The organism is Microbacterium sp. DT81.1 (assembly GCF_049844955.1).
In the GTDB taxonomy this organism is placed as follows: domain Bacteria; phylum Actinomycetota; class Actinomycetes; order Actinomycetales; family Microbacteriaceae; genus Microbacterium.
The window spans coordinates 21,053-44,670 of the sequence record NZ_JBNCMA010000010.1 but is presented as its reverse complement, the minus strand read 5'-3'; the positions used below and the strand labels follow the sequence as shown (position 1 = coordinate 44,670).

Annotated in this window: 27 protein-coding genes; 18 read left to right on the top strand and 9 right to left on the bottom strand. The window is 69.5% G+C overall.

Features of this window, described 5'->3' with window-relative positions:
* Nucleotides 1-7 precede the first annotated feature (7 nt).
* The 10 genes from ACLQ2Q_RS20960 (at nt 8) to ACLQ2Q_RS20915 (ending at nt 8,091) form a co-directional block, all read left to right on the top strand.
* Entirely contained in the window at nt 8-406 is a 399-nt protein-coding gene (locus ACLQ2Q_RS20960) for a Fur family transcriptional regulator (RefSeq protein WP_425823573.1), read from the top strand.
* Nucleotides 403-1,437, top strand: a complete 1,035-nt coding sequence (locus ACLQ2Q_RS20955; protein WP_425823571.1) for a permease — start codon at nt 403-405, stop codon at nt 1,435-1,437. The genes ACLQ2Q_RS20960 and ACLQ2Q_RS20955 overlap by 4 nt, the downstream gene beginning before the upstream one ends.
* Nucleotides 1,430-2,293, top strand: a complete 864-nt coding sequence (locus ACLQ2Q_RS20950; RefSeq protein WP_425823569.1) for a DUF1980 domain-containing protein — start codon at nt 1,430-1,432, stop codon at nt 2,291-2,293. Before ACLQ2Q_RS20955 ends, ACLQ2Q_RS20950 begins: the two co-directional genes overlap by 8 nt.
* A complete protein-coding gene (locus ACLQ2Q_RS20945; RefSeq protein ID WP_425823567.1) occupies nt 2,283-3,713 on the top strand; it encodes an Ig-like domain-containing protein in 1,431 nt (476 codons plus the stop codon). The genes ACLQ2Q_RS20950 and ACLQ2Q_RS20945 overlap by 11 nt, the downstream gene beginning before the upstream one ends.
* Nucleotides 3,689-4,402 carry a DNA-3-methyladenine glycosylase gene (locus tag ACLQ2Q_RS20940; RefSeq protein WP_425823565.1) on the top strand — a complete coding sequence of 238 codons (714 nt, stop codon included), beginning with the start codon at nt 3,689-3,691 and terminating at the stop codon, nt 4,400-4,402. Before ACLQ2Q_RS20945 ends, ACLQ2Q_RS20940 begins: the two co-directional genes overlap by 25 nt.
* Before the next feature lie 172 nt (nt 4,403-4,574).
* A complete protein-coding gene (gene rpmB, locus ACLQ2Q_RS20935) occupies nt 4,575-4,811 on the top strand; it encodes a 50S ribosomal protein L28 (protein ID WP_425823563.1) in 237 nt (78 codons plus the stop codon).
* Nucleotides 4,811-4,981 carry a 50S ribosomal protein L33 gene (gene rpmG, locus ACLQ2Q_RS20930; protein ID WP_013584775.1) on the top strand — a complete coding sequence of 57 codons (171 nt, stop codon included), beginning with the start codon at nt 4,811-4,813 and terminating at the stop codon, nt 4,979-4,981. Before rpmB ends, rpmG begins: the two co-directional genes overlap by 1 nt.
* Before the next feature lie 2 nt (nt 4,982-4,983).
* Nucleotides 4,984-5,289 carry a 30S ribosomal protein S14 gene (rpsN, locus tag ACLQ2Q_RS20925; RefSeq protein WP_425823561.1) on the top strand — a complete coding sequence of 102 codons (306 nt, stop codon included), beginning with the start codon at nt 4,984-4,986 and terminating at the stop codon, nt 5,287-5,289.
* Between the two features lie 328 nt (nt 5,290-5,617).
* Entirely contained in the window at nt 5,618-5,905 is a 288-nt protein-coding gene (locus ACLQ2Q_RS20920; protein ID WP_425823559.1) for an HU family DNA-binding protein, read from the top strand.
* A gap of 194 nt (nt 5,906-6,099) precedes the next feature.
* Complete coding sequence (locus tag ACLQ2Q_RS20915; RefSeq protein ID WP_425823557.1) at nt 6,100-8,091, top strand: cytochrome c oxidase assembly protein; 1,992 nt, start codon at nt 6,100-6,102, stop codon at nt 8,089-8,091.
* Here the strand turns inward: ACLQ2Q_RS20915 and ACLQ2Q_RS20910 are convergent.
* Nucleotides 8,088-9,224 (bottom strand): hypothetical protein, encoded by a 1,137-nt coding sequence (locus tag ACLQ2Q_RS20910; protein ID WP_425823555.1) that lies wholly within the window; start codon nt 9,222-9,224, stop codon nt 8,088-8,090. The two genes, ACLQ2Q_RS20915 and ACLQ2Q_RS20910, sit on opposite strands and share 4 nt — an antisense overlap.
* A gap of 111 nt (nt 9,225-9,335) precedes the next feature.
* Here ACLQ2Q_RS20910 and ACLQ2Q_RS20905 point away from each other — a divergent pair, with 111 nt between their 5' ends.
* Entirely contained in the window at nt 9,336-10,706 is a 1,371-nt protein-coding gene (locus tag ACLQ2Q_RS20905) for an ATP-dependent DNA helicase (RefSeq protein WP_425823553.1), read from the top strand.
* Nucleotides 10,707-10,792: 86 nt separating this feature from the next.
* Here ACLQ2Q_RS20905 and ACLQ2Q_RS20900 read toward each other — a convergent pair whose 3' ends face one another.
* Together ACLQ2Q_RS20900 and ACLQ2Q_RS20895 are read right to left on the bottom strand one after the other, a co-directional pair.
* A complete protein-coding gene (locus tag ACLQ2Q_RS20900; protein WP_425823551.1) occupies nt 10,793-11,449 on the bottom strand; it encodes a heme oxygenase (biliverdin-producing) in 657 nt (218 codons plus the stop codon).
* Nucleotides 11,450-11,493: 44 nt separating this feature from the next.
* Nucleotides 11,494-11,817 (bottom strand): DUF2470 domain-containing protein, encoded by a 324-nt coding sequence (locus tag ACLQ2Q_RS20895; RefSeq protein WP_425823549.1) that lies wholly within the window; start codon nt 11,815-11,817, stop codon nt 11,494-11,496.
* A gap of 76 nt (nt 11,818-11,893) precedes the next feature.
* Here ACLQ2Q_RS20895 and ACLQ2Q_RS20890 point away from each other — a divergent pair, with 76 nt between their 5' ends.
* The 5 genes from ACLQ2Q_RS20890 to ACLQ2Q_RS20870 all read left to right on the top strand — a co-directional run bounded on the left by ACLQ2Q_RS20890 (nt 11,894) and on the right by ACLQ2Q_RS20870 (nt 16,686).
* Nucleotides 11,894-13,183 carry a serine hydrolase domain-containing protein gene (locus ACLQ2Q_RS20890; protein WP_425823547.1) on the top strand — a complete coding sequence of 430 codons (1,290 nt, stop codon included), beginning with the start codon at nt 11,894-11,896 and terminating at the stop codon, nt 13,181-13,183.
* A gap of 109 nt (nt 13,184-13,292) precedes the next feature.
* Nucleotides 13,293-14,213 carry an EamA family transporter gene (locus ACLQ2Q_RS20885; protein ID WP_425823627.1) on the top strand — a complete coding sequence of 307 codons (921 nt, stop codon included), beginning with the start codon at nt 13,293-13,295 and terminating at the stop codon, nt 14,211-14,213.
* A 108-nt stretch (nt 14,214-14,321) separates the two neighbouring features.
* Complete coding sequence (locus ACLQ2Q_RS20880; protein WP_425823545.1) at nt 14,322-15,161, top strand: class II glutamine amidotransferase; 840 nt, start codon at nt 14,322-14,324, stop codon at nt 15,159-15,161.
* A 121-nt stretch (nt 15,162-15,282) separates the two neighbouring features.
* Nucleotides 15,283-16,344 carry a phosphogluconate dehydrogenase (NAD(+)-dependent, decarboxylating) gene (gene gnd / locus ACLQ2Q_RS20875; protein ID WP_425823543.1) on the top strand — a complete coding sequence of 354 codons (1,062 nt, stop codon included), beginning with the start codon at nt 15,283-15,285 and terminating at the stop codon, nt 16,342-16,344.
* A 78-nt stretch (nt 16,345-16,422) separates the two neighbouring features.
* Nucleotides 16,423-16,686 (top strand): DUF4190 domain-containing protein, encoded by a 264-nt coding sequence (locus ACLQ2Q_RS20870; protein ID WP_425823541.1) that lies wholly within the window; start codon nt 16,423-16,425, stop codon nt 16,684-16,686.
* 23 nt (nt 16,687-16,709) lie between these two features.
* Here the strand turns inward: ACLQ2Q_RS20870 and ACLQ2Q_RS20865 are convergent, their stop codons facing one another.
* Nucleotides 16,710-17,348 (bottom strand): TMEM175 family protein, encoded by a 639-nt coding sequence (locus ACLQ2Q_RS20865; protein ID WP_425823539.1) that lies wholly within the window; start codon nt 17,346-17,348, stop codon nt 16,710-16,712.
* Nucleotides 17,349-17,576: 228 nt separating this feature from the next.
* Between ACLQ2Q_RS20865 and ACLQ2Q_RS20860 the strand changes: the two genes are divergently transcribed.
* Nucleotides 17,577-18,008, top strand: a complete 432-nt coding sequence (locus ACLQ2Q_RS20860) for a hypothetical protein (RefSeq protein WP_425823537.1) — start codon at nt 17,577-17,579, stop codon at nt 18,006-18,008.
* Between the two features lie 25 nt (nt 18,009-18,033).
* On the opposite strand, the gene ACLQ2Q_RS20855 is transcribed toward ACLQ2Q_RS20860, so the two are convergent.
* Complete coding sequence (locus tag ACLQ2Q_RS20855; protein ID WP_425823535.1) at nt 18,034-18,882, bottom strand: ceramidase domain-containing protein; 849 nt, start codon at nt 18,880-18,882, stop codon at nt 18,034-18,036.
* Nucleotides 18,883-19,133: 251 nt separating this feature from the next.
* Between ACLQ2Q_RS20855 and ACLQ2Q_RS20850 the strand changes: the two genes are divergently transcribed.
* Complete coding sequence (locus ACLQ2Q_RS20850; RefSeq protein WP_425823533.1) at nt 19,134-19,361, top strand: winged helix-turn-helix transcriptional regulator; 228 nt, start codon at nt 19,134-19,136, stop codon at nt 19,359-19,361.
* Between the two features lie 77 nt (nt 19,362-19,438).
* Here ACLQ2Q_RS20850 and ACLQ2Q_RS20845 read toward each other — a convergent pair whose 3' ends face one another.
* Genes ACLQ2Q_RS20845 through ACLQ2Q_RS20830 form a run of 4 tightly spaced genes read right to left on the bottom strand, consistent with a single transcriptional unit; the run spans nt 19,439 to nt 23,542 of the window.
* Complete coding sequence (locus ACLQ2Q_RS20845; RefSeq protein ID WP_425823531.1) at nt 19,439-20,392, bottom strand: 3-hydroxyacyl-CoA dehydrogenase family protein; 954 nt, start codon at nt 20,390-20,392, stop codon at nt 19,439-19,441.
* Complete coding sequence (locus ACLQ2Q_RS20840; protein ID WP_425823529.1) at nt 20,389-20,850, bottom strand: ribose-5-phosphate isomerase; 462 nt, start codon at nt 20,848-20,850, stop codon at nt 20,389-20,391. The genes ACLQ2Q_RS20845 and ACLQ2Q_RS20840 overlap by 4 nt, the downstream gene beginning before the upstream one ends.
* The gene (locus ACLQ2Q_RS20835) at nt 20,841-22,574 is read right to left on the bottom strand and encodes a dihydroxyacetone kinase family protein (RefSeq protein WP_425823527.1); all 1,734 of its coding nucleotides are present in this window, start codon (nt 22,572-22,574) and stop codon (nt 20,841-20,843) included. Before ACLQ2Q_RS20835 ends, ACLQ2Q_RS20840 begins: the two co-directional genes overlap by 10 nt.
* Nucleotides 22,571-23,542: a sugar phosphate isomerase/epimerase family protein gene (locus ACLQ2Q_RS20830; RefSeq protein ID WP_425823525.1), complete on the bottom strand. Its 972-nt coding sequence runs from the start codon at nt 23,540-23,542 to the stop codon at nt 22,571-22,573. Before ACLQ2Q_RS20830 ends, ACLQ2Q_RS20835 begins: the two co-directional genes overlap by 4 nt.
* Nucleotides 23,543-23,618: the final 76 nt, after the last annotated feature.

Below are 23,618 nucleotides of genomic sequence, written 5' to 3'. Positions count from 1 at the left end.
TTCTGACATGGCTCAGCGGAACACGTGGCAGCGCGAGCGAGTGCGCGATGCGCTCGCCGATGCGCGTGGATTCGTGAGCGCCCAGAACCTGCACGCCTCGCTGCGCGAGGACACGGGCATCGGTTTGGCGACCGTGTACCGCACCCTCTCGGGGCTGGCCGCCGCCGGTGAGGCCGATTCGCTGCAGAGCCCGGACGGTCAGGCGCTCTACCGCGCGTGCGTCAGTCCCGGCCACCACCACCACCTGATCTGCCGGTCCTGCGGCCTGACCGTCGAGATCGAGGCGAGCGAGGTCGAGGCGTGGGCCCGCCGCACCGCCGCCCAGCACGGCTTCACCGACGCGGAGCACGTGGTCGACATCTTCGGCCTGTGCGCCGCCTGCACGAAGGCACGCGAGGGAGCGTGACCCGGCTCAGCACGGCCGAGCCCGGCGCGGGCGCGGTCACCACGCCTCGGCGCGCCGCACCAGCGGTCGCTCTCGGTCTCGGGATCGTCGCGGTCGCCGTGCTCTTCGCGATCGATCGCCTCGCCCCGACGCTGTTCTCGGCGTCGCTGCCGACGCGCGCCCAGGACGGGATGACCCTCGCGATCAGCGTGCTGATCGAGTCGCTGCCCTTCGTCGTGCTGGGTGTCGCGCTCTCGATCGTGGTGCAGGTGTGGGTGCCGCCAGGCGTCATCGAGAGATGGATGCCCCGGCGGGCATGGGCCCGCCGGGCCGTGCTGTCTCTGCTCGGGATGCTGGTGCCCGTGTGCGAGTGCGGGAATGTGCCCTTCGCGCGGGGCCTGCTGATCCGCGGGTTCTCGGTGCCGGAAACCCTGACGTTCCTCATCGCGGCGCCGATCGTGAACCCGATCGTGATCCTCACGACGCACCAGGCGTTCGGGTGGGATGGCGGGATCCTGGTCGCGCGGCTGCTGGGCGGATACGCGATCGCGAATCTGATCGGCTGGCTCTACAGCCGTCATCCGGATCCTGACGGGCTGCTCACCGACCGGTTCCGCGGGACGTGCGATCTCGTCGTGAACGAGCCAGGCGGCCGCGGCCGCCGCAGCCTCACGCAGTTCATCATCGAACTGCGGGCGGTCATGCCGGCCCTCATCATCGGCTCCGCCCTCGCGGGAGCAGTGCAGGTTCTCATCCCGCGCGACACGCTGCTCGCCATCGGGTCGAATCCGGTGCTCTCGATCGCCGCGATGACGGCACTGGCCATGACGGTCGCGATCTGCTCCAACGTCGACGCCTTCTTCGCCCTGTCGTTCGCGTCGACCTTCTCGCCCGGCTCACTGGTCGTGTTCCTGCTCGTCGGCCCGCTCATCGACATCAAGATGCTCGCGCTCATGCGCACCACCTTCACCACGCGCGCCCTCGCGGGCATCGTCACCATCGTGCTGCTCTCGGCGTTCGCCATCGGGATCGGGGTGAACCTCCTTGCGTAGGGCCGATTGGATCGCGACCCGCTGGCTCGGCGTGGGCCTCACGGCCTGCCTGGCCGTCGTGACGCTCGGCCTGGCCGCCGGAGGGCAGCTGGGGCTCTACATCAATCCCGATTCGGCGTGGTTCGCGGTGAGCATGTCTGTCGTCGCCCTGGTCGGGGCGGTCGGCTCGTTCCTCGTGCCGCTCGGCGCGGAGGCGGACCACGGGCACGAGCACGGCGATGCTCCGGCGGTGCACGGGCTGCACGCGCACGACCACGGTTCCGCCGTGGAGCACGACGAGCACACCGGCGCCCACCACAGAGACGACGAGGAGGCCCACGACGCCCTCATCGCCCCCCGGCGACCCCTGGCGATGGTCGCCACGGTCACCGGTGGCGTGCTCGCCTCCGGCATCACGGTCGCCGCTCTGGTGCTTCCCCCCGCCTCTCTGTCGGTCGAGCTGGCCATGGCCCGGGATGTCGGTGCCCCGCCGCTGTTCGGCGGCGCGGACTCCATCCAGCTCGCGACCTCCGGCGACACGAGCGAGTTCGGGGTCGGTGAGTGGGCCACCGTGTTCGCGACCTCGACGAATCCCGACAACTTCGACGGTGAGACCGTCGCGCTGACCGGATTCCTGACGCCGGATCCCGACGACCCGGACTCGGTGCAGCTGACCCGCCTCGTCATCACGCACTGCGTGATCGACGCCCAGCCCGCGACCCTGCCCGTGGTCGCCGCCGGCTGGGAGGGCGATTACGAGGTCGGCGATTGGGTGGAGCTCGAGGGCACGGTGCGGACCGCTGCCGACGGCACGCTCGTGATCGAGCCGGGCGCCGTGAACCCCATCCCCGAGCCGGGCGACCCGTATGAGTATTGAGGCGGGTCCGGCCGGATCCAGCCGGCGCTCCCGGGCACGGGCCCGGCGCACACGCGGCTTCTTCGCCGCGTTCGCCCTCGTGATGGCCGCGCTGATCGCCGTGGTCGTGACCGGAGCCGCATTGAGCCTCTCGCAGGGGCCCCGGCTCACCGGTGTGCAGGTGGACCCCGCCGCGGCGGCCGCGGCATCCGGTTCCCGCATGATCCTGACGGCGAACCAGGCGCTGGATTCCGTGACGGCCGATCAGGTGAGCGTCGAACCGGACGTCCCGTTCACCGTGGATGCCTCCGGTCGGAGCGTGGGGGTGCGCTTCACGGTGCCGCTCTGGGACGACACGGAGTACACGGTCACGGTGTCGGACGTCGAGGCGGTGGGCGGGGGACCGACCGCGGACCTGACGTCGAGCTTCCGCACACCGGCGGCGGAGGTGTTCCTGCTGCAGCGCAGCACGAGCGGGGACGACGCCATCTTCCGCACCGACCTGACGGGCGAGCGCGCGGTGCCGGTGTTCACGCATCCGCACATCGAGGACTTCCGCGCCAGCGGCGATCGGCTGGTCGTCTCGGTCGTCGAGGACGACGCATCCGTGGTGCTCGTCACCGATCTCGCGGGGGAGAACCGGCGCGAGCTCGGATTACCGGGAGACGGGATCATCACCGCGCTGCAGGTCTCCGGTCGCGGCGATCTGGTCGGCTACACGTATTCCGACCGCGCGCTCGATGAGGACAGCGGCCGCGAGAGCGTCATCTTCACGCAGTCGCTGCGGCAGGCGGATGCCGAACCGCAGCCGCTGGAGATCGCCGGGGAGGCCCCGAGCGTCGTCGACTGGCTCTTCGTGCCGGAGGCGACGGCCGCACTGCTGATCGACTTCGCGGGAGACCTGCTGCTCACCGATCCGGCGACCGACGGCGACCCCACCGCGCTCGGCGCCGCCCTGACGATCGACGGCATCACGGTGGGCACCTTCCAGGCGGTGGTGGAGCGGATCGACGGGCTCAGGGTTCTCGACCTGACCGATGCCGGCGAAGAGCCGCTCGTCCCGGCCGAGGGGGAGGAGTCGCTCGGTGTGGCCGGGTCCGTCACGCCGATCCCCGGTGGCGGCACCGTGCGGCTGTACTCCGAGCGGGATGCCGCCGGCCTGCCGGTCGAGCAGTCGGTGGTGCACGTCTCGGACGAGGGGGCGGTGCTCCCGCTGCTCGAGGTGCCCATCTCCGACGGGGTGCTCCAGACCTGTGTCGCGCCGAGCGGGCGGTACGCGGCCGCGCTCGTGGCGCCCGATCTGGTGTCGAACCCGTACGACGGGTACCTGCAGCCGCTCCCGCAGAACCTGGAGACGCACATCATCGAGCTCTCGACCGGTGACGAGGTCGTGACCCTGGCGGGGTCGGCCATCTCATGGTGCGCGGTGGGTGCGTCGTGAGCGAGGTCCGCTCGGCCACGCGCGCCGAACTTGCCGGGCTGCCCCTCGGGGTGGCGCCACGGCTGCTCGGCGGACACCTCACGACCGTTCTGCCCGACGGCACGGTCACCGTGAGGATCACAGAGGTCGAGGCCTACCACGGGCTCGGAACCGGCGCGGTGCCCGACCCCGGCTCTCATGCGCGCATGGGCCCCACCGCCAGGAATGCGGTGATGTGGGGTGAGCCGGGGCATCTCTACGTGTACCTCAGCCACGGCATCCACTCGTGCGTCAACGTCGTCTGCGGGCCGGAGGGCACCGCCGGCGGGGTGCTGCTGAGGGGCGGCGAGGTGATCGACGGGCGGGATGTCGCCTTCCGGCGGCGCCCGGCGGCCCGCGTCGAGCGCGACTTGGCGCGTGGACCGGGTCGGCTCGGGGATGCCGTGGGTCTGCGTTATCCCGTGCACAACGGCGTCGACGCGCTCGAGGGGCCGATCGCGCGGCTCGAACTGCGCGATCCCCCCCACGTCGACATCGCGACGGGGCCGCGGGTCGGCGTCGCCGGCGTCGCGGGGACGGCGGCGTTCCCGTGGCGCTTCTGGATCCCGGGGGATCCGACGGTGTCGCCGTTCCGGTTCGGGCGGGGAGCGGGCGAGCTCGCCGCCGAGTCGGCAGGGCGTCAAGGCGACACGCCGCCCGTGCTAGACTGACTCTTTGTCTGCGCGCCTTCCACGCGCGCAGTTCGCCCACACTCCCCACCTTTCCGTCCCTGAGTTCGTCGAGGGTCGCTCCCTGAGTTCGTCGTGGGTCGCGGTGGCGTGTGGACAGACAAGGGATCTTGGGTGAGGCCGTCCGGCCTCACGGTATTAAGGAGAAATCACTATGGCAGCAGTGTGCCAGGTGACTGGAGCTGTTCCCGGCTTCGGTCACTCGATCAGCCACTCGCACCGTCGGACGAAGCGCCGCTTCGACCCGAACGTGCAGAAGAAGACGTACTTCGTTCCGTCGCTTGGGCGCAACATCAAGCTCAACGTGTCGGCCAAGGGCATCAAGGTCATCGACGCCCGCGGCATCGAGTCCGTCGTCCGTGACCTTCAGGCGAAGGGTGTGAAGCTCTAATGGCCAAGAAGGCTCAGGACGTCCGTCCGATCATCAAGCTCCGCTCCACGGCGGGCACCGGGTACACCTACGTGACCCGCAAGAACCGTCGCAACAACCCCGACCGCATCGTGCTGAAGAAGTACGACCCCGTCGTGCGCAAGCACGTTGACTTCCGCGAGGAGCGCTAAGAATGGCCAAGAAGAGCAAGATCGCTCGCAACGAGCAGCGCAAGGTGATCGTCGACCGCTACGCCACCAAGCGCGCTGAGCTGAAGAAGGCGCTCGTCGACCCGACCAGCACCGACGAGCAGCGCGAAGCCGCTCGCATCGGCCTGCAGAAGCTGCCCAAGAACGCATCGCCCGTGCGCGTGCGCAGCCGCGACGTCATCGACGGACGCCCCCGCGGTGTCCTCACGAAGTTCGGCGTCTCGCGCATCCGCTTCCGCGACATGGCCCACCGGGGCGAGCTGCCCGGCGTGACCAAGTCGAGCTGGTAAGCGAGCCAAAGGGCACAGTCGAGCTGGTAGACACCAGCAGCACACGTCGAAGAGGCGGATCCCCATTACGGGGGTCCGCCTCTTCTGTGTCGGGGCGCGCTTGCGTGCGCCCCCGGCGGCGACCACGACGTCCGACACCCGTCACTCCCGCCACAGCAGCCACATCCGTACCGGCGACACGCCGACCGAAACCGTCATAACCCCCGGAAATCCGCGGAATTCCGCCGAACGTTGATACATTCGAGGCGGTCGATCGACCAGCCGGGGAGCGTCCGTTCTCCGGTCCCGCAAGATACTGCGGCACCATCGTCGCCGCTGGAGGACCACCATGGCCGACAAGTCCATCACCAAGACCGAGCTCGTCGCGAGCATCGCAAGCGCCACGGGCCAGAGCCAGGCCACCGTGTCGGGCGTTCTCGACTCCCTCTTCTCGACCGTCTCCGAGGCTGTCGGCAAGGGCAGCAAGGTCTCGATCCCGGGCTGGATCGCCTTCGAGCAGGTCGCCACGTCCGCCCGCACGGGCCGCAACCCGCAGACCGGTGCGGAGATCAGCATCCCCGCCGGCAAGCGCGTCAAGGTCACCGCGGGCTCGAAGCTCAAGGCAGCCGTCAAGTAGGACGGTCGCCGAAAGGGGGATGTCGCTCGCGACATCCCCCTTTCGCGTGCCCGGGGGGCGCCCCCGACCGCCGCGAAGGGACCCGAAGTGCGGGATACGGACGCCGGAACCCGCGGATTGCGTCCTTTCGCGAGAGGTGGATGCCGGGGACTGGACGCGGCGAGCACTCAGGCCGCAGAGCCTAGGCTTGAGGGGTGAACTCCCGCGCGCTGCGGGCCGCCGGGCCCGCGATCCTGATCGCCGCGGCATTCGTGACCCTGGTCTGGGGTCTTGTCGTAGGCGGGGGGGCGGCGGCGCTCGTTCTCGGTGACCCAGGGCCGGTCGTCCGCTGGGGCCTGCCCGCGGCGAAACTCGCCGTCAACTTCGGCGCGGCCGGCATGGTCGGCTCCCTCGTGCTCGCCCTCTTCGCGCTCAGGGCCGGGGATCGCGAGTTCGACACGGCCCTGGACACGGCATCCGTCAGCGCAGCGGTCTTCACCGTCGCCGCGGGCGTGACCGGCTTCCTCACGTTCGTCAACGCCTTCGACGCGAGCCCGAGCCCCGACGCCGTCTTCGGCGCGCAGCTCGGCCGGTTCCTGCTCGAGACCGAGCTCGGCCGCACCTGGCTGATCACGACCATCGCCGGCGCCGCCCTCACTGTGCTCACGTTCGCCGTCCGTTCGTGGACCGCGACCCTCTTCGTCGCGATGCTGGCCATCGCCACCCTCGTGCCGATGGCGACCCAGGGACACTCGGGCGAGGAAGCCAACCACACCGCCGCCATGATGGCGCTCGTGCTGCACACCGTCGCCGCGGCGGCATGGCTCGGCGGCCTGCTGCTCGTCGTCATGCTGCGCCCGATCGTCTCCCGCGACCGCATCGCCGTGGTCCTCACGCGCTACTCGAGCATCGCCCTCGTCGCCTTTCTCGTCGTGGCGGTCTCCGGCTACGCCCGGTCGGCCATCAGCGTCGGCGCCTGGGACCAGCTCGCCACCCCGTACGGGCTGCTCGTGCTCGTCAAGGTCGCCGCGCTGCTCGTGCTCGGCGCGCTGGGCGCCTGGTACCGGAATCGGCTCATCCGGAAGATGGGCGAGGATGCGGGACGCCGGCGCTTCTGGAGCCTCATCGCCATCGAGTTGGCGTTCATGGGGATCGCGAGCGGTGCCGCGGCCGCGCTCGCGCGCACCGCTCCTCCGGCATCCAGCGCGCTCCCCGAAATCGGCACGCCGGCGGAAGTGCTCACCGGGGCGCCGCTTCCGCCCGAGCTGACCCTCGGGCAGTGGTTCACGGCGTGGGACATCGACCTGCTGTGGGCGTTCGCCGCGGCCTTCGGCATCTTCTTCTACCTCGCGGGTGTCTGGCGGCTGTCCCGCCGAGGCGACTCGTGGCCGCTCTATCGCACCGTCCTCTGGGTCGCGGGCCTCGTGCTGCTGTTCTGGGTGACCTGCGGTCCCATCAACGCCTACCAGGACTACCTCTTCAGCATCCACATGGTCGGCCACATGCTGCTGTCGATGGCGATCCCGCTGCTGCTCGTCGCGGGGGCGCCCGTCACCCTCCTGGCCCGGGCGGCGAGAAAGCGCGACGACGGCACGCGCGGCGGCCGCGAGTGGGTGCTCTGGGCCGTGCACTCGCCGGTGTCGCGTGTGCTGACCCATCCCTTCGTCGCGGCCGGGCTCTTCGTCGGCTCGCTCTGGACGTTCTACTACACCGATCTGTTCCGGTGGTCGCTCTACGATCACCTCGGCCACGAATGGATGACGGCGCACTTCCTGATCACCGGGTACCTGTTCGTGCTCTCCCTGATCGGCATCGACCCGGTGCCCTATCGCCTGCCCTACGCGGGGCGGCTGCTCGTGCTGATCGGCGTCATGGCGATGCACGCCTTCTTCGGCATCGCGATCATGATGCAGAGTGGCCTGTTCGTCGCCGAGTGGTTCGGGTCGATGGGGCGCACGTGGGGTGCGACGCCCCTCGAGGATCAGTACGTCGGGGGCGGGGTCGCGTGGTCCGTCGGCGAACTGCCGACCCTCATCCTCGCGATCACCGTCGCGATCCAGTGGAGCCGGAGCGATGACCGCGCCCAGCGCCGACGCGACCGGCACGTCGACCGGACCGGCGACACCGAACTCGAGGAGTACAACGCCAAGCTGGCCGCGCTCGCCGAGCGCGATGCACTTCGGCAGCCTCAGCAGCCGGCCCGCTAGGGGCTGGTCTCGCCGCCGACGCTGATCGACGCCGTGCCGTCCTGAAGCACCTTGATGACGCCCTCGACGGTGAAGGGGACGTCCTCGCTGACGTGGCTCACCTTGCCGTCGAAGAGAGACCGGATGTCGACCTCGATGTGCGCGACGGCATCGGTCGGCGGGATCTTCCAGTCCGCGCCGTCGGGAGCCACCTGCACCGCCGGCTGGCGCGTGATCGTCCAGGTGGGAGGCTCATCGATGCGGTTCTGCACGTAGTACCCGAACGGGCATCCCGTCGGCAGCAGCACCTGCTCAGTGGTGCAGTTCGTCAGGAACTCCTCGACCTTCCGCTGCACCACACCCACGAACTCGTCGGTGGGCTCGGCCTGCAGATCGACGGGAACATAGGCCTGCGGAGCATCGGCGAGCACGTTCACTCCGGGCGTCTCCGAGATGCTGGTGTCGACCGCGACCCCGTAGAGGCCCGGCGAGAAGACCAGCAGCGGCACGGCATCCAGCGGCGCGGCTTCCACGCCGTCCGGGGAGACCTGCCGCTTGTCGAGCTCGAACCCGTTGACCTCGAACCGCATCGATCCGCGCACGGTGAGATCGATCACCGCGAGTGGACTCTTCGCGAAGCGCCACGAGGGAAGCACGCCGATGAATCCGTTGCTCTCCACCGCGAACGTGGATTTCGCCGGGAAGCTGCCGGCCGAGTACGAGACGACGACCTCGGTGATCTCCCCCTCGGATGTCTCGGAGACGATCTCGATGTCGCTGATGGGGGCGAGCGCATCGTGGCGCAGCAGCGCGTCGGAGGCGGATGTCGGCAGCCCGGCATCCTCGAGCTGAGCGGTGTCGATCGCGACACCCGGCACGAGCAGCGCGTCGGCGGCGCGCCCGTCCGCGAGCATGCCGACGTAGCGCTCGACGAACGCCGCCGGACTGTACAGGGCTCGATACAAGGCGACGCCGGCGACGGCGAGCCCGGCGAGCAGCAGCCCGACGATCACCCATATGGCGGTGAGTTGGAGGCCCAGTCGCGGGCGCCGGGGAGGCGTCGCCTGCACGGATGCCGCGGCCTCCGCGGGCACGGCGGGTTCGGGGGCCGTCGGCACGACCCCCGGCACCGCGCTGTTGGCACCCTGGCTCACCCGGCCAGTTTAGGGAGACGCCCTGAAGAGTTGCCCACCGTCGTCGCGCGACGACGCGGAAACCGCCGCCCGCCTACGATGGGAGGAACGCCGTCGCCCCGTGAGGAACCCGTGAACACTCCCCCCCTCTCGGCGGAACAGGAGGCCCTGTTCCGCCTCATCGAGGACACGCGGGAGCATGTGTTCGTGACGGGTCGCGCCGGCACGGGCAAGTCGACGCTCCTGCAGCACCTGGCGTGGAACACGTCGAAGCAGATCGCGGTGTGCGCGCCGACGGGGGTCGCTGCCCTGAACGTGGAGGGTCAGACGATCCATTCGCTGTTCCGCCTGCCCATCGGGCTGATCGCCGACACCGAGATCGACCAGTCCGACCCCACCCGCAAAATCCTGAACGCCATCGACACCCTCGTGATCGACGAGATCTCCATGGTCAACGCCGACCTGATGGACGGAATGGACCGAGCGCTCCGGCAGGCGCGCGGCCGGCGCGCCGAGCCGTTCGGAGGGGTGCAGGTCGTGATGTTCGGCGACCCGTATCAGCTGGCCCCTGTCCCGCCCCGCGGAGACGAGCTGCGGTACATCCAGGACCATTACCGGTCGTTCTGGTTCTTCGACGCGAAGGTGTGGGCCGGCGGTGAGGCCTCGGACGGGATTCTGGATGTCGGGCGCCACGGCGCCGAATTGCACATCCGGGAGCTCGTCGACATCCATCGCCAGGCGGACGACGCGTTCAAGGCGATGCTCAACGCCGTGCGACACGGCGTCGTCACGGCAGAGATCGCGGGGATGCTGAACGGCGCCGGCGCCCGCACGCCGCCGGATGACCCGGAGTCGCCGATCATCACGCTGGCCACCCGCAACGACATCGTGAACAGCATCAACCGGCGGCACCTCACCGCCCTGGCCGGCCGTGAGCAGACCGCGAACGCCGAGATCAGCGGCGACTTCGGCCGCGGCGAGGCCGGCTACCCCGCGGATGCCGAGCTCAAGCTCAAGGTCGGCGCACAGGTGATGTTCCTGCGGAACGACACGGGCGCCTTCGGAGAACCGCACCGGTGGGTGAACGGCACGATCGGCACCGTCACCCGCATCGCGGGCGGGACCGTGCGGGTGGATGTCGACGGCCACGAGTTCGACGTGGAGCCGGCGGTCTGGGAGAGGTTCCGGTACGCGTACGACCCGGGGTCCAAGAAGCTGACACGCGAGATCGTGGCGGAGTTCACCCAGTTCCCGCTGCGCCTCGCATGGGCCGTGACGATCCACAAGTCGCAGGGCAAGACCTATGACCGAGCCGTCATCGACCTCGGGTCGGGGGCCTTCGCGCCCGGGCAGACCTACGTCGCGCTGAGCCGCCTGACCTCGATCGACGGGCTGTACCTGTCGCGTCCCCTGCGCCCGAGCGACATCCGCGTCGACCCCGACGTGCAGCGGTTCATGCGCGGCCGCGCCGCCCCGGTGCAGCCGCGTATCGGGGCAGGCTAGGCGACAGAGTCGCGCTTCGCGCGACTATGCCACTTCCGCCGCGCGCTTCGCGCGACTATGCCACTTCCGCCGCGCGCTTCGCGCGACTATGCCACTTCCGCCGCGCGCTTCGCGCGCTCGAGGTCTTCGAAGAGCTCGGTGTTGAAGCGGTAGGCGAGCAGCACCTCGTCGATCACACGCTCCTTCTCGGCGTCATCCCACGGCACGGCGTCGAGCTGCTCGCGGTAGACGTCCTTGAAGGCCTTCGGGTTCGCGATGTCGTCGAAGAGGTAGAAGCCGATGCCGTTCGTCTCGAATCCGAAGCGGCGCTGCATGAGCCGCCCGATGAACAGACCGCCCGAGAGGTCGCCGAGGTAGCGGGTGTAGTGATGCGCGACGAATCCGCCCGCCCAGGCTGCGCCGACCTGGTTGATGCGGGCGACGTACCGTCTGGTGGTGGGAAGCGGTTCGAGTCGCGCACGCCAGTCGGCTCCGAGCAGGAACTCCAGATCGGCCTCGAGCGCCGGCAGCCGCGTCAGCTTGTCGCTGATGAAGACGGCCGCCACCGGATCCCGCCGCATCCGCTCGGTCGCCGCCTCCAGCGCCTCGTAGATGAAGAAGTGCTGGGTGACGAGGGCGATGTAATCGTCGCGGCTGCCGCGCCCCTGGATGAGGTCGGTCATGAAGCCGGCGCTCTCGCTGCCGGAGTGCGCGCCGCTGGAGCGATCGCGGAGGGCCGACGAGAAGGCCACGACGTTGGTCATGGCCACATCTTAGGGTGCCCTAACCTCTCCTGCCTAGCGGGCGATCACGCGTGGCGTCGAGGCTCGACCGACAGGCGCCTGCATGCCTCTTCGTAGAGCGCCACGATCTCCCGCCGCACCTCGGGTCGCTCGGCGATCGGCGCGTTCGGCCACGGCACCCGCAGGCCGACGGTCGCGGCATGCACGGTGGTCATCCACTCGCCACCCCGCTCGTCGAAGCCGGTCATCACCGCCCTGGAGGCACCCGGATCGCCGAAGGCCCGGGCGATCAGCAGGTTGTCGTCCGAGTGCTCGCTGTTCATGTGCCGGAGCACCGCGCTCACCGTGCTGTCTTCGAACGCCGTGCCGTCCTCGAACGCTCCGCCCACTCGTCCAGCGTACGCGCGCCCGGCGGGCTCGGCCCGGGTGAGCGCATAGACTCGATGAACGACATCGGGGGGTGACATGAGGGCAGGACAGGCGCGACGTCGCGCCACGGCCGGTCTCGTCGGCCTCACGGCTCTCGCGCTGGCCCTCGCCGGGTGCGCCCCCGAGTCCTCCGTGGCGATCGAGACGCCCCCTCAGGTGGATGGCCCACTGCCCGAAGAGGTGCGAGCCCCGCTCGAGGCATCGGTCACTCACGCCATGGCCGCCGCCGGCGCGACGGGTGCGCTCGTGGGTGTGTGGGTTCCGTGGAGCGGAACCTGGGTGACCGGGCTCGGCACCGAATCGCCCACAGGCTCCGCACCCATCGACACCGACATGGTGTTCCGGGCGGCGGACGCCACCCGGCCGATGACGTGCGACGTGCTGTACGGCCTCGCCGCGGAGGGCGTCGTGGGGTTCGACGACAGCATCTCCGACTACGTCACCGGCGTGCCCGACCTCGAAGACATCACGCTCATCGAGCTGTGCAACGGCACGTCCGGCCTGGGCGATTTCCAGGGCACGCTGCAGAGTCAGTGGATCACGAACCCGGAGCGCGTGTGGGGCGCGCGGGAGCTGACGAGCTTCGGGCTGGGCTACTCGAAGCCCATTCCGCCCGGGTCCCAGTACCGCGAGTCCGACACGGGCTACGTGCTGCTGGGTCTGGCGCTGCAGCGCGCGACGAACAAGAGCGCGGCCCAGCTGCTGAACGAGTACGTCTTCGACCCGCTCGACCTCCAGAGCACCACGCTGCCCCGGGCCACTCCCTCGGCCCCCTCGAGGTCTGAGCCGGTGCTGAACGGGTATCACTCCCTTCGGGGTCCCGACGGGGTGATCAACTGCGCGGAGCCGCTCGACATCACGACGATGTCCTCGAGCATGGGCTTCACGGACTCCGGTGTCACCTCCACCATCTCCGACCTGGGGCGGTACGCCCAGGCGCTGGCATCCGGCGCGCTCGCCCGGGAGGGCCAGCCCGATCGCTGGGCGAATCCCCTTCCGGTCAGCCCCGACGGTCCGTCGTGGCTGCAGGCGACCGGTGGCGCGTTCCTCGCAGGATCGCTGGTCGGGCAGCACGGCTGGGTGCCCGGCTATCTCACGAGCGTCTACTCCGACCCCGAGACCGGGATGACGGTCGCCGTGGTGCTCAACAACAGCGCCGCAGGCAGCACGCTCGCGGCATCCCTCGCCTGGGAGCTCGCCGCGATCGCCTCCAAGGCGCCGGCGGCAAGCGGCGAGACGGCTCCGCAGTTCGGCCTGCCGTGGACGGCGGAGCAGTACCACGAGGCGATCGCGCAGGCCGCGGTCTGCCCCCTGCCGGCCCCGTGACATCGAGCCGTCTCGATCCTCGGTCCACCATGTCGGAGACTCCGGCGAAGGACGCTCGGAGAGTCGACAGCGGGTTGCTGGGCGTCTCGACCCAGGGCGACCCGGTCCGCTGGTGAGCCGGACACCCGGATTCGCCGTCACGCTCGTCGTGGTCGGCCTCGCGTGCCAGGAGGTCGGCGCGTCGATCGCCGTGCTGCTCTTCCCGACGGTCGGGCCGCTCGGCATGGTGCTGCTGCGGCTCGTGTTCTCCGCGATGGTGCTCATGGTCATCGCGCGCCCCTCCCTGCGCGGACACGGGCGCGCCGGCTGGCTCGCGGTCGTCGGCTTCGGTGCCGTGCTCGCGCTGATGAACGGCCTCTTCTACCTCGCGCTCGAGCGCCTGCCGCTGGGCGTCACCGTGACGATCGAGGTCCTGGGGCCGCTCACCCTGTCGATCGTGGTCGCGCGTCACCGCTCGGCCTGGCTGTGGGCGGGGCTCGCGCTGCTCGGCGTGCTCGCCCTCGGCGGCGGTGGGTGGGACCGGCTCGATCCGGTCGGCGTGCTCTTCGCACTCGGCGCGGCCGCGAGCTGGGCCTTCTACATCCTGGCATCGGCGCGTGTGGGGCGCGCGTTCCAGAAGCTCGACGGGCTCGCGCTCGCCATGGTCATCGGGGCGGTGCTCGCCCTGCCGTTCGGCATCATCGACGCCGGATCAGCGCTGCTGCGCCCCGAGATCCTCGGGCTCGGCGCGGCCGTCGCGCTGCTCTCCTCGACCATCCCGTATGCGCTCGAGCTGATCGCTCTGCGGCGCCTCGCGGCCGCCGCGTTCGCCATCCTGATGAGCCTCTCGCCCGCCACGGCATCCCTCGCCGGCTACCTCATCCTCGGACAGACGCTCACGTGGCTCGAGCTCGCAGGCATGGCGCTTGTCATGGTCGCCAGCATCGGTGCGGTGCGGGCCGCGAGCAGGGCGGATGCCGACGACCGCTCCATCGCGAGGGATCGGGCTGCCGAGGAGGAGACGCCCCCGCTGGCCGAACCCATCGCCTGAGGACGGATGCTGCACTCCGGGCGGCCGGACCGAATACGCCGTAACGTGTGCCACAGGCATCCGATCGACACGGCCGTCGGTCGCCGCCGCGAAGGGAGATGCACCGTCATGTGTCGCTGGCTCGCTTATCGGGGGGAATCGCTGCAGCCCTCCACGCTCATCCTGGACAGCGCGCACTCGCTCGTGGCGCAGTCGCTGAACTCACCGCTCGGCGCCGAGACGGTGAACGGCGACGGGGTCGGCTTCGGGTGGTATTCCAGTGGGCCGGATGCCGCGGGCAGCCCCGCGCTGTTCCACAGCATCGAGCCGGCCTGGCATGACCAGAACCTGCGCGAGATCACGCAGGCGGTGCGCAGTCCGCTGTTCTTCAGCCACGTGCGAGCGGCCGGCGGCCCGCCGATCCAGAACACCAACTGCCATCCGTTCCGCTACGAGAACTGGATGTTCATGCACAACGGCTTCCTCTCGGGATTCGCGGAGGTGAAGCGCGACCTGACGTTCGCGATCGACCCATCGCTCTACCCGCACGTGCGCGGCACGACCGACTCCGAGGTGCTGTTCCACCTCGCGCTGACGCTCGGGCTGCGCGAGGACCCCGTGAAGGCGATGCGGGAGACGGTGCGGAAGGTCGAGAGCGTCGGCCGCGACCACGGGGTGCCGTTCCCGATGCAGGGGACGATCGCCGTGTCGGACGGCGACACCGTCTGGACGTTCCGGTATTCGACGCAGGGCCGCTCGCGGTCGCTGTTCCATTCGGCAGACATCCCGACGCTGCGGCAGCTGTACCCGGATGCCGAGCGGCTGGAGCTCTTCGGCGACACCGCGCACGTCGTGGTGTCGGAGCCCCTCAACGACCTCCCCGGCGCCTTCATCGAGGTGCCGGAATCGACGCTGGCGATCCTGGATGCCGAGGGCTACCGGCACGAACCGTTCCTCGAGGCGGCCTGAGGGCCGAAGCATAGGGGTACTCCGCCCCGATCGGCACCCCTCGTTCGCGAGCGCACCGGCTCATAGACTCCTCTGAACCGCGGCGCCGACGGCGTCCGCGTGGAGCAGACCGGAGAAGAGCATGCGTCTGGGAATGATCGGCCTCGGCCGGATGGGCGGGAACCTGGTGCGGCGGCTCATGCGCGACGGCCACGAGCTGGTGGTCTTCGACGTGACCGAGCAGGCGGTCGCCACGCTCGCCGCGGAGGGCGCCGAAGGCAGCGGCAGCGTCGAAGAGCTGGTCGGGAAGCTGCAGGCGCCACGGGTCGTCTGGCTGATGATCCCGGCGGGCCTCACGGGCAAGGTCGTGGAGCAGGTTGCGGCGGTGCTGGAGCCGGGCGACATCATCATCGACGGCGGGAACTCCAACTACCGGGAAGACGTCAGGCGCGCGGCGACACTCAAGGAGCGCGGCATCCATTTCGTCGACGTGGGCACGAGCGGCGGCGTATTCGGGCTCGAGCGCGGGTACTGCCTCATGGTCGGCGGACCCGACGAGGCGGTCGAGTTCATCGAACCGATCCTGAAGACCATCGCCCCGGGGCAGGGCGAGATCCCGCGCACGCCCGGACGCGAGGGCGACCACGCACCGGAGGAGCAGGGCTACCTGCACTGCGGCCCGTCGGGAGCCGGTCACTACGTGAAGATGGTGCACAACGGCATCGAATACGGGATCATGGCGGCGCTCGCCGAGGGCCTGAACATCCTCGACAACGCGGATGCCGGCATCCGCGAGTCGGAGCACTCTGCCGAGATCGCACCGCTCGAGGAGCCCGAGTTCTATCAGTTCACGATCGACACCCCGAAGGTCGCCGAACTCTGGCGTCGCGGCTCCGTGATCTCGTCGTGGCTGCTCGATCTGACCGCGGCGGCGCTGCAGGCCAACCCGACCCTGGACGGACTGGCGGGTCGCGTCTCGGACTCGGGCGAGGGCCGATGGACGATCAAGGCCGCGGTCGACACGGGCGTGCCGGTGCCGGTGCTGGCGGCCTCTCTGTTCGAACGATTCGCATCACGCGGTGAAGACCACTACGCGAATCAGCTGCTGTCGGCGATGCGCCTGCAGTTCGGCGGGCACCAGGAGCTGCCGGCCGGCGACGTGCTCGAGGCGGGCAGCCGCAAGGCGGACTCCGACACGGCCTGACCGAAGCGGTGCGGGACCCTCTTACGCGCGTGTGCCGCGGCCGCTAGGGTGTGGGCGACCCACGAATGGAGGCGTGCCGTGACCGAACCGTCGTCCACCTCCAACGCCACCGTGAACTGGCTGGCGATCGTCGCGCTCGTCATCGGTGCAGTGAGCATCTTCTTCAACCCGTACCTGCTGACGTCCGTGGTCGCGATCGTGCTGGGCGTCGTCGCCCTGGTCAGCGCGCGGAGGACCGGCAATCAGCGGCCTTACGAACTGATCGCGATCCTGGGCATCGTGGCGGGAGCAATCGGTGCGGCGCTCGTGATCGTCAGCAACACGATCAGCGCATCCTTGTAGCGGGCGACGCGCGCGAGGAATGCCTACTCCGCGTGCGGCGAGGTTAAGGGCGGCCCGCTGGGTTGCATACGCCGCACCAGGAGCGCCTCCAGTGGCAGCAGCGCCACCCACAGCAGCGGCGTCCACGACACGACCAGGAAGGCGAGCGGGATGCTGAGGGCGAAGCCGCACGCATCGAGCAGGCCGCGGGCGACCTCCAGCCGGTGTGATGCCTCCGAGTCGCCCGGGCGGAGCAGGTTCCGGCGTGCGGCGTGAAGCTCGAGCACCACGAACATCACATTCACCGCGCTGAGGACCGCGGCGTAGAGCACGTACGAGAGCGGCTCATTCGCGTAACCGCCGAGCACTTGGTGTGGAAGTGGGAGGAGCGCGACCAGGCCGAGGAGCACGAAATTGCGCCACTGGATGCCGGCGTCGATGCGCTGCACTCGGGAGAAGAAGCGCCGGTGCCCGATCCAGGCGCTGGCCGCGACGGCGAAACTGAGCGCCATGATCGCGACTCTCGGAAGAAGCTCACCGATGGCGGCTGTGTACTCATCCGACGAGAGCCCCGGCGGAACGACGATGCTGACCACCAGCAGCGTCATGGCAAGACCGAACACCGCGTCGCTCAGGGAGAGGACACGGCCGAATTCCAGTGGATCCTCGTCGCGATCGATCACATGGCCCCCTCAGCCCGACTTCCACCCTCTCGCGCGGTGCCGCGAAATGTCCATGGGGCGAGCAGAGACGCCCCAACGGGCTCCCCTGCTCATCGGCTCCCCGCGCGAGCGGTGACTTGCCGCGTTCTGAGTGCCAACCCCGCCCAGGACCCTTTCACGTGGTGGACACCGGCGCCTGGATGCTCCAAAATCGACGCGAACCCGGTCGCGCTCTGGAGGGTCCGCGAAATGGAGTATGAACAGGTCCGCGAATTGCTTCTGCACCAGTGGACATATACGGGAGGACCCAACGAGGCCAGGGCATCGGAGCTGTACCACGAGGACGTCGTGCTCGAGTTCCCCCAATCCGACGAGTGGTTCCAGGGAAAGGCGAATCAGCAGGGCTGGCGGGAACGCTACCCCGCGAAGCTCGATTTCCAACCGAAGGAGATCAGAGGCGCCGGCGACTTGTGGATTGCGGAGGGGCTGCTCAGCTACGACGGAAGCGAGCCGCTGCACTACATCAAGATCATGCAGTTCCGGGGCGACAAGGTGGCCCGAGAAACGCTCTACTTCGCGGACCCCTTCCCGGCGCCCGAATGGCGCCGGCCATGGGCCGCGGACGGGCCGCGACCCCAGCGCCAGCATGACCTCCCCGAGCACGTCATCGGCGGCAACTGAAGCGAGCCGCCCTGCCGTGCTGGTTTCATCGCGCTGTCACTCGCGCGGCTTCACGCCAGTAGTAGAACAGCAGCACAGCCGCGACCCCGGCCAAGGGGTGCCAAGCGATCGCGTGCGGCTGCCAGACCGACGCGGGGTCGCACAGGCGACCGCCCGTCTGGGAAAGCACCCAGAAGACGATGGCTATGCCGATCGTTGCGAGCGCCGCGAACCACCAGAGTGCTCCCGACCAACGCTGGGGAACCCGCCCACGGAGACGTCTCGACCAGACCAGAAGCTCCAGCGCCATGTAGACGCAGACCTGTGCCGCGATGAGCACCACTGAGGTTCCGGGCCGATCGAGCACGGCGTGGGTGATGGAAGCCACCGCTGCCACTGACAGGAAAAGTGCCCAGAAGAGCGGGACGCTCGCACGGAGCCGGTACGCCGCGAAGGCGACGAGGAACGCAGTGAACAGGTACATCGACACGGCGTCCACGATTCCTCCCCACCTCGTGAGCGATCCGTGGAACCACATGCTGCCGAGGCCGAGGAAGAGGACGACGAAGACGTAGACGTCGGGAATCGCTCCCGGTGCGAACACGGGGCCGCGATGCCGGCGGTCGACAGAGACTTGTATGGCTACCAGAGAAGCGGTGGCCAGCGCATAGAGATTGAACCAGGTGTTCGACGGCTGCCGCACGCCGCCCGCACCGGTCTGAACGGCGCCAGGATCGAAGGCCTCGCAGAAGCACGCGTTCGGATTCGTGAGCGTGCAGGAGTCAGGGTCGCCGGGCCAGCCCAGCCAGACGAACATGAGGAAGGGCAGCAGTACCGCCGGCGCCGCGACGGCGACGACCCAGTAACTTCGGTAGCTGGTGCTGGACTGGACCATGGCCGCTCCCCGCGAGTCTGTTGCGCAGAGACTACTCTCGTGTCCAGTCGGAGACCCCTCGTGCCACGAGCCTGCGGGTACTCCGCACATGCACTTCTGGCTCACCGGCATGGGGCCACTGCTCGTTCATCGACCGCGTGAGGGCGCGCGCACCCGGCCCGGACCGGCGTGCGCATGCACAACGGCGGATCGCCTCGGCGACACGCCGGACGTTCCGCGGTGTTGCGGCGTGTCGCCGATGATCCCCGCCGTTGTGCGCGGCGGGCGGCGGAGGTTGGAGAAGGGATGAGGGGAATCGACCGCGGTGGCGGCGACGACGGCGTACTCCGCGTGCGCACCCGGTCCCCGTCGCGGTGACCTACGAGCTCACAGACCTCGGCTCCTCACTGTTCGAGGTGGTCAGCCGGATGAAGGCCTGGGCCGAGGCGCAGATCTCTGAGGTCAGAGAGGCGCGGCAGAAGTACGACGAGTCAGCATGAGCCACTCGACGCCCGCAGCCGCCTCCAGCCGCCGCTGACCAGTCCGAGCCCCGGCTGGTGTTGCGTCGGCCGCCCGGTCAGTACTCGACGGGAGCGGGCCCCAGGCGCTCCAAGAGCTCAGACATCGCCGCATAGGCGGTATCGCGGTACGCGGTGATCTCGGCGATGCGCTCCGGCGGCGTGGCGAGGAATCCGCCTCCCGATTTCAGGCCGAGCCGACCCTGCGAGACCCGTTCTTCGAGGGCGACGGGCGGCGCGAAGCGGTCCGGGTACGCCTCTTCGAGGGAGCGGTAGCAGAACGCGTAGACGTCGAGGCCTGCGATGTCCGCGATCGCGAACGGTCCGAAGAAGGGCAGGCGGAAGCCGAACGTCGTGCGGGCGATCCGGTCGATGTCCTCCGCGGACGCGATGCCCTCCTCCACCAGCCGGCACGACTCGGTGAACAGCGCGTACTGCAGGCGGTTCAGCACGAACCCGGTGACGTCCTTGATCTCGACACCCACCTTGCCGCAGTCCTCCAGGAGGCCGAGCACCGTCGAGACCGCGGCGGCGCTCGTGCCGGCGTGCGGAATCACCTCGACACCGGGGATGAACGTCGCCGGGTTGCTGAAGTGCACGCCGAGGAAGCGGGCAGGGTGCTCGACCGCCTCCGCCAGACGGGCGATGGAGATGGTCGAAGTGTTGCTGCCGATGACCGCATCGCTCCGGGATGCCGCGCTGATGCGCCGCAGGATGTCCTGCTTGACCTCCGGGATCTCGGAGACCGCCTCTTCGATGACATCGGCATCCGCGACGGCCTCTTCGATCGAGGCGCTCGCGGAGACATGGGCGGCGATCCGCTCGGCCGCGTCCGCCGGGAACAGACCCCTCGACGCGAAGTCGGCCGCTTCGACGATGATCCGCTCTCTGCTGGCGACCGCGTGCGCTGCCGATTGATCGGCGAGCGACACCAGCCGCCCCGACAGCGCGACGACCTGCGCGATCCCGCCCCCCATGTATCCCGCGCCGACGACGGCGACTGTCTGGCTCATGTGTTCTCCTGTTCGATCGTCGTGATGAGTGCGACCTTGGCCGCCGAGGGCGACGCGGGGTCGAAGCGATGGTTGAGCCACTCGTCGACGAGCTTCTTGGCCAGCTCCAGGCCGATCACCCGAGCGCCCAGCGTGAGCACCTGCGCATCGTTGCTGAGGATGGAGCGCTCGACGGAGTAGCTGTCGTGTGCGGTCACCGCGCGGATGCCTCTCACCTTGTTCGCGGCGATCGCCACGCCCAGCCCCGTTCCGCAGATGAGCAGGGCGCGATCGGCTTCGCCGTCGGCCACGCGACGGGCGGCTTCGACGGCGACGCTCGGATAGGGGGTGTGGACGCCGACGGCAACCCCGACATCGAAGACCTCCTCCACGCGGGCGTCGGCTGCCAGCATGTCGCGAAGCGCGTCCTTGTAGACGAGCCCCGCGTCGTCCGCGCCGACGATGATCCTCAGGCCCATGACTGCTCCTCTCCGATCGTCGAGACGATCAATGCGAAAGACGTGGCGCCGGGGTCGGGGTGGCCGACGCTCTTCTCGGCGAGTGGTCGTGCACGGCCCAGGCGTGGACGCAGCCGCGCGGTCGCGGCCGCCGCCTCTGTCGCGGCGGCGGCGGCGGCGCTCACTGACGCACCGAGATCGGCCCCCGCGGAGACCTGCCGCCGCAGCGCCTGCTCGAACGGGATGATCGCGTCGAGCATCGTCTTATCGCCCAGCGTCGCCTTTCCGAGGCGCTCGATCGAGCCTCTCGCCGCCGACACCGCATCCGCTATGGCCGTCGCGTCGAGTGCGGATGACGTTTCCAGCACCCCGCCCATGCTTTCCAGCGCCGCTCCCCAGAGGGCACCGGATGTGCCCCCGGCTTCATCGGACCACGCAGCTCCCGCGCTCTCGAGCGCGGAACCCACGCCCCCTCCGCCCTCGACGTCGGCTCTTGCTGCGCGTAGCGCGGCACCTAGGCCGCGCGCCATGCCCACGCCATGATCGCCGTCTCCCGCCACCGAATCGAGAGCGCCCAGCGATTCGACGTTCGCGTCGACGGCCTCCCGCGCGACGGTCAGCAGCCGTACGACCACTGCCGCTGCCTGGCGCGACTGCGCCGAGGCCTCGCGGTTGCGCGGCGGATCGCTGGAGGGTGCGACAACGGGCGCCGACTCGGCACCGCGTACCGGGACATCCGAGGGCTGGGCCGGCGCACCCCGTCGGAGAGCCGGGCTCTGCACCGGCGCCAGCCAGAGGGGCTCGAGTTCGTCATCCAGCCAGAGAAGAGTGACGGATGCTCCCGCCATATCGAGGCTCGTGACCAGCTCCCCGCAGAGCGGTGCCACCATCTGAAGGCCGGCGGCGTCGAGCTCAGCGGCCACGAAGCGGAACAGCACGAAGAGCTCCTCGTACTTGACCGTGCCGAGCCCGTTGACCACGACCGCAACGCGGGTGGCCCTCATGTCGGGCCTGTCGTCGAGCAGCAGTCCCACCAGCGTGTGCGCCAGCTCGTCGGCGCGCTGCAGCGGAACGTCGCGGATGCCGGGCTCGCCGTGTATCCCCAGTCCGATCGACATCATGCCCTCGGGCACCGTGAAGAGCGGGCGATCGGCGCCCGGCAGCGTGCAGCCGGCGAAGGCGACCCCTATCGTGCGGGTGCGGTCGTTCGCCGCGACGGCGAGTCGCTCGACCTCGTCGAGCGTGTCGCCTCGTTCCGCCGCGGCGCCGGCGATGCGGAAGACGCACAGGTCCCCGGCGATCCCGCGCCGCCTTGCCGCTTCTTCGGCGGGCGCGCTCGCGATGTCGTCCGTCACGAGAACGGTCCGGGTGTCGATGCCCTCCGCCCGCAGCAACTGCTCAGCCTTGCCGAAGTGAATGACATCCCCTGCGTAGTTGCCGTAGGAGAACAGCACGCCACCGCCGGCGTGCACCGCGCTCGCGACGCGAAACGCCTGCGCGGCGGACGGGGAGGAGAAGATGTTTCCGCACACGGCGCCCGCGGCGATGCCCGGTCCGACGTAGCCGGCGAAGGCGGGGTAGTGACCCGATCCACCGCCCACCACGACCGCCACGCGTCCATCCGCAAGAGGTGCTCGCCTGATCACTCCGCCATCCACGCGCTGCAATTCGTCGGCGTGCGCCAGGACGAGGCCCGCGAGCGCGTCGTCGACGAACGACCCGGGTTCTGCGAAGATGCGCGTCATCGCGCCTCCCCGAACTGCTGGCGCACCCGGCTCGTGCCGACCGGGCCTGGCCTTCGGGGGAGCACGCGGCGCCGCAGGTAATCGCGGTTGGCCGCACTCATGCTGAGGCCGTCTCCGCCGTAGTGCTCGGTGCAGATGACCCCCTGGAACCCACTCGCCACCGCAAGGGCGACGCTTTCGCGGTAGTCGATCATCCCGCTCTCGAGGTAGCTCGGAGCTGTCGTCACAGTGCCGTTCGTCGTGTTCTCGTCGCGGGTGTAGTTCTTCACGTGCCAGAAGTTCGCGTAGGGAAGGGTTGCGCTCATCACGGTCCGCCAGTCTTCGACCGGCTCGTGCAGGCGAATCAGGTTGCCGACATCGGGGTTGAGGCCCACGACATCGAGGCCGATGCTCTCGACGAGGCGGACCGCCGATCGTGCCGAACCCAGCAGCGTGTGCTCGTAGAGCTCGAGCGAAAGCAGCACACCGACCTCTTCGGCATGCCGCCCGAGTTCCCGGAACCTGTCGACAGCGAGTCGCCAGACATCCTCGTCGTCGACCGCGTCGCGATGGCCCTGCGCGGTCCAGAACCAGAGCTGCGAGCGCTGCTCTTCGGTGAGCGGGCGATGCAGACCGACCGAGACGACACCGACGCCGAGCTCCGCGGCGAAGTCCAGTGTGCGGTGGCTGTAGGCCAGGTTCTCGTCGCCGCTCACCTCGTCGATCACGCTTCGCCGGATCGCGGAGAGCGAGACCGCCCGCAGGTCTGCCTCGCTCAGCGCCTCGCGCAGATCTTTCCTCTGGCCCGTGCGGAGATCGCCGTACGGCAGCCATGAGTCGGTGAGGTCGACGAGGTCGAACTCGGCGTCGCGCACGGTGGTGAGGGAGCGAAGCCACTCCTCCCGGTCGGACGAGGCGCCGTCGAGTCGCCCTCGACCCAGCGAGAGGAGGGATGCGGCAATGGGCCAGTCGTCTTTGGTCAGACTCATCGATCTCCGCCGTCGTCCGTTGGGGCATATAGTGCATCACGCATCGTGCATGATCCTAGAGAGCACGATACACCAC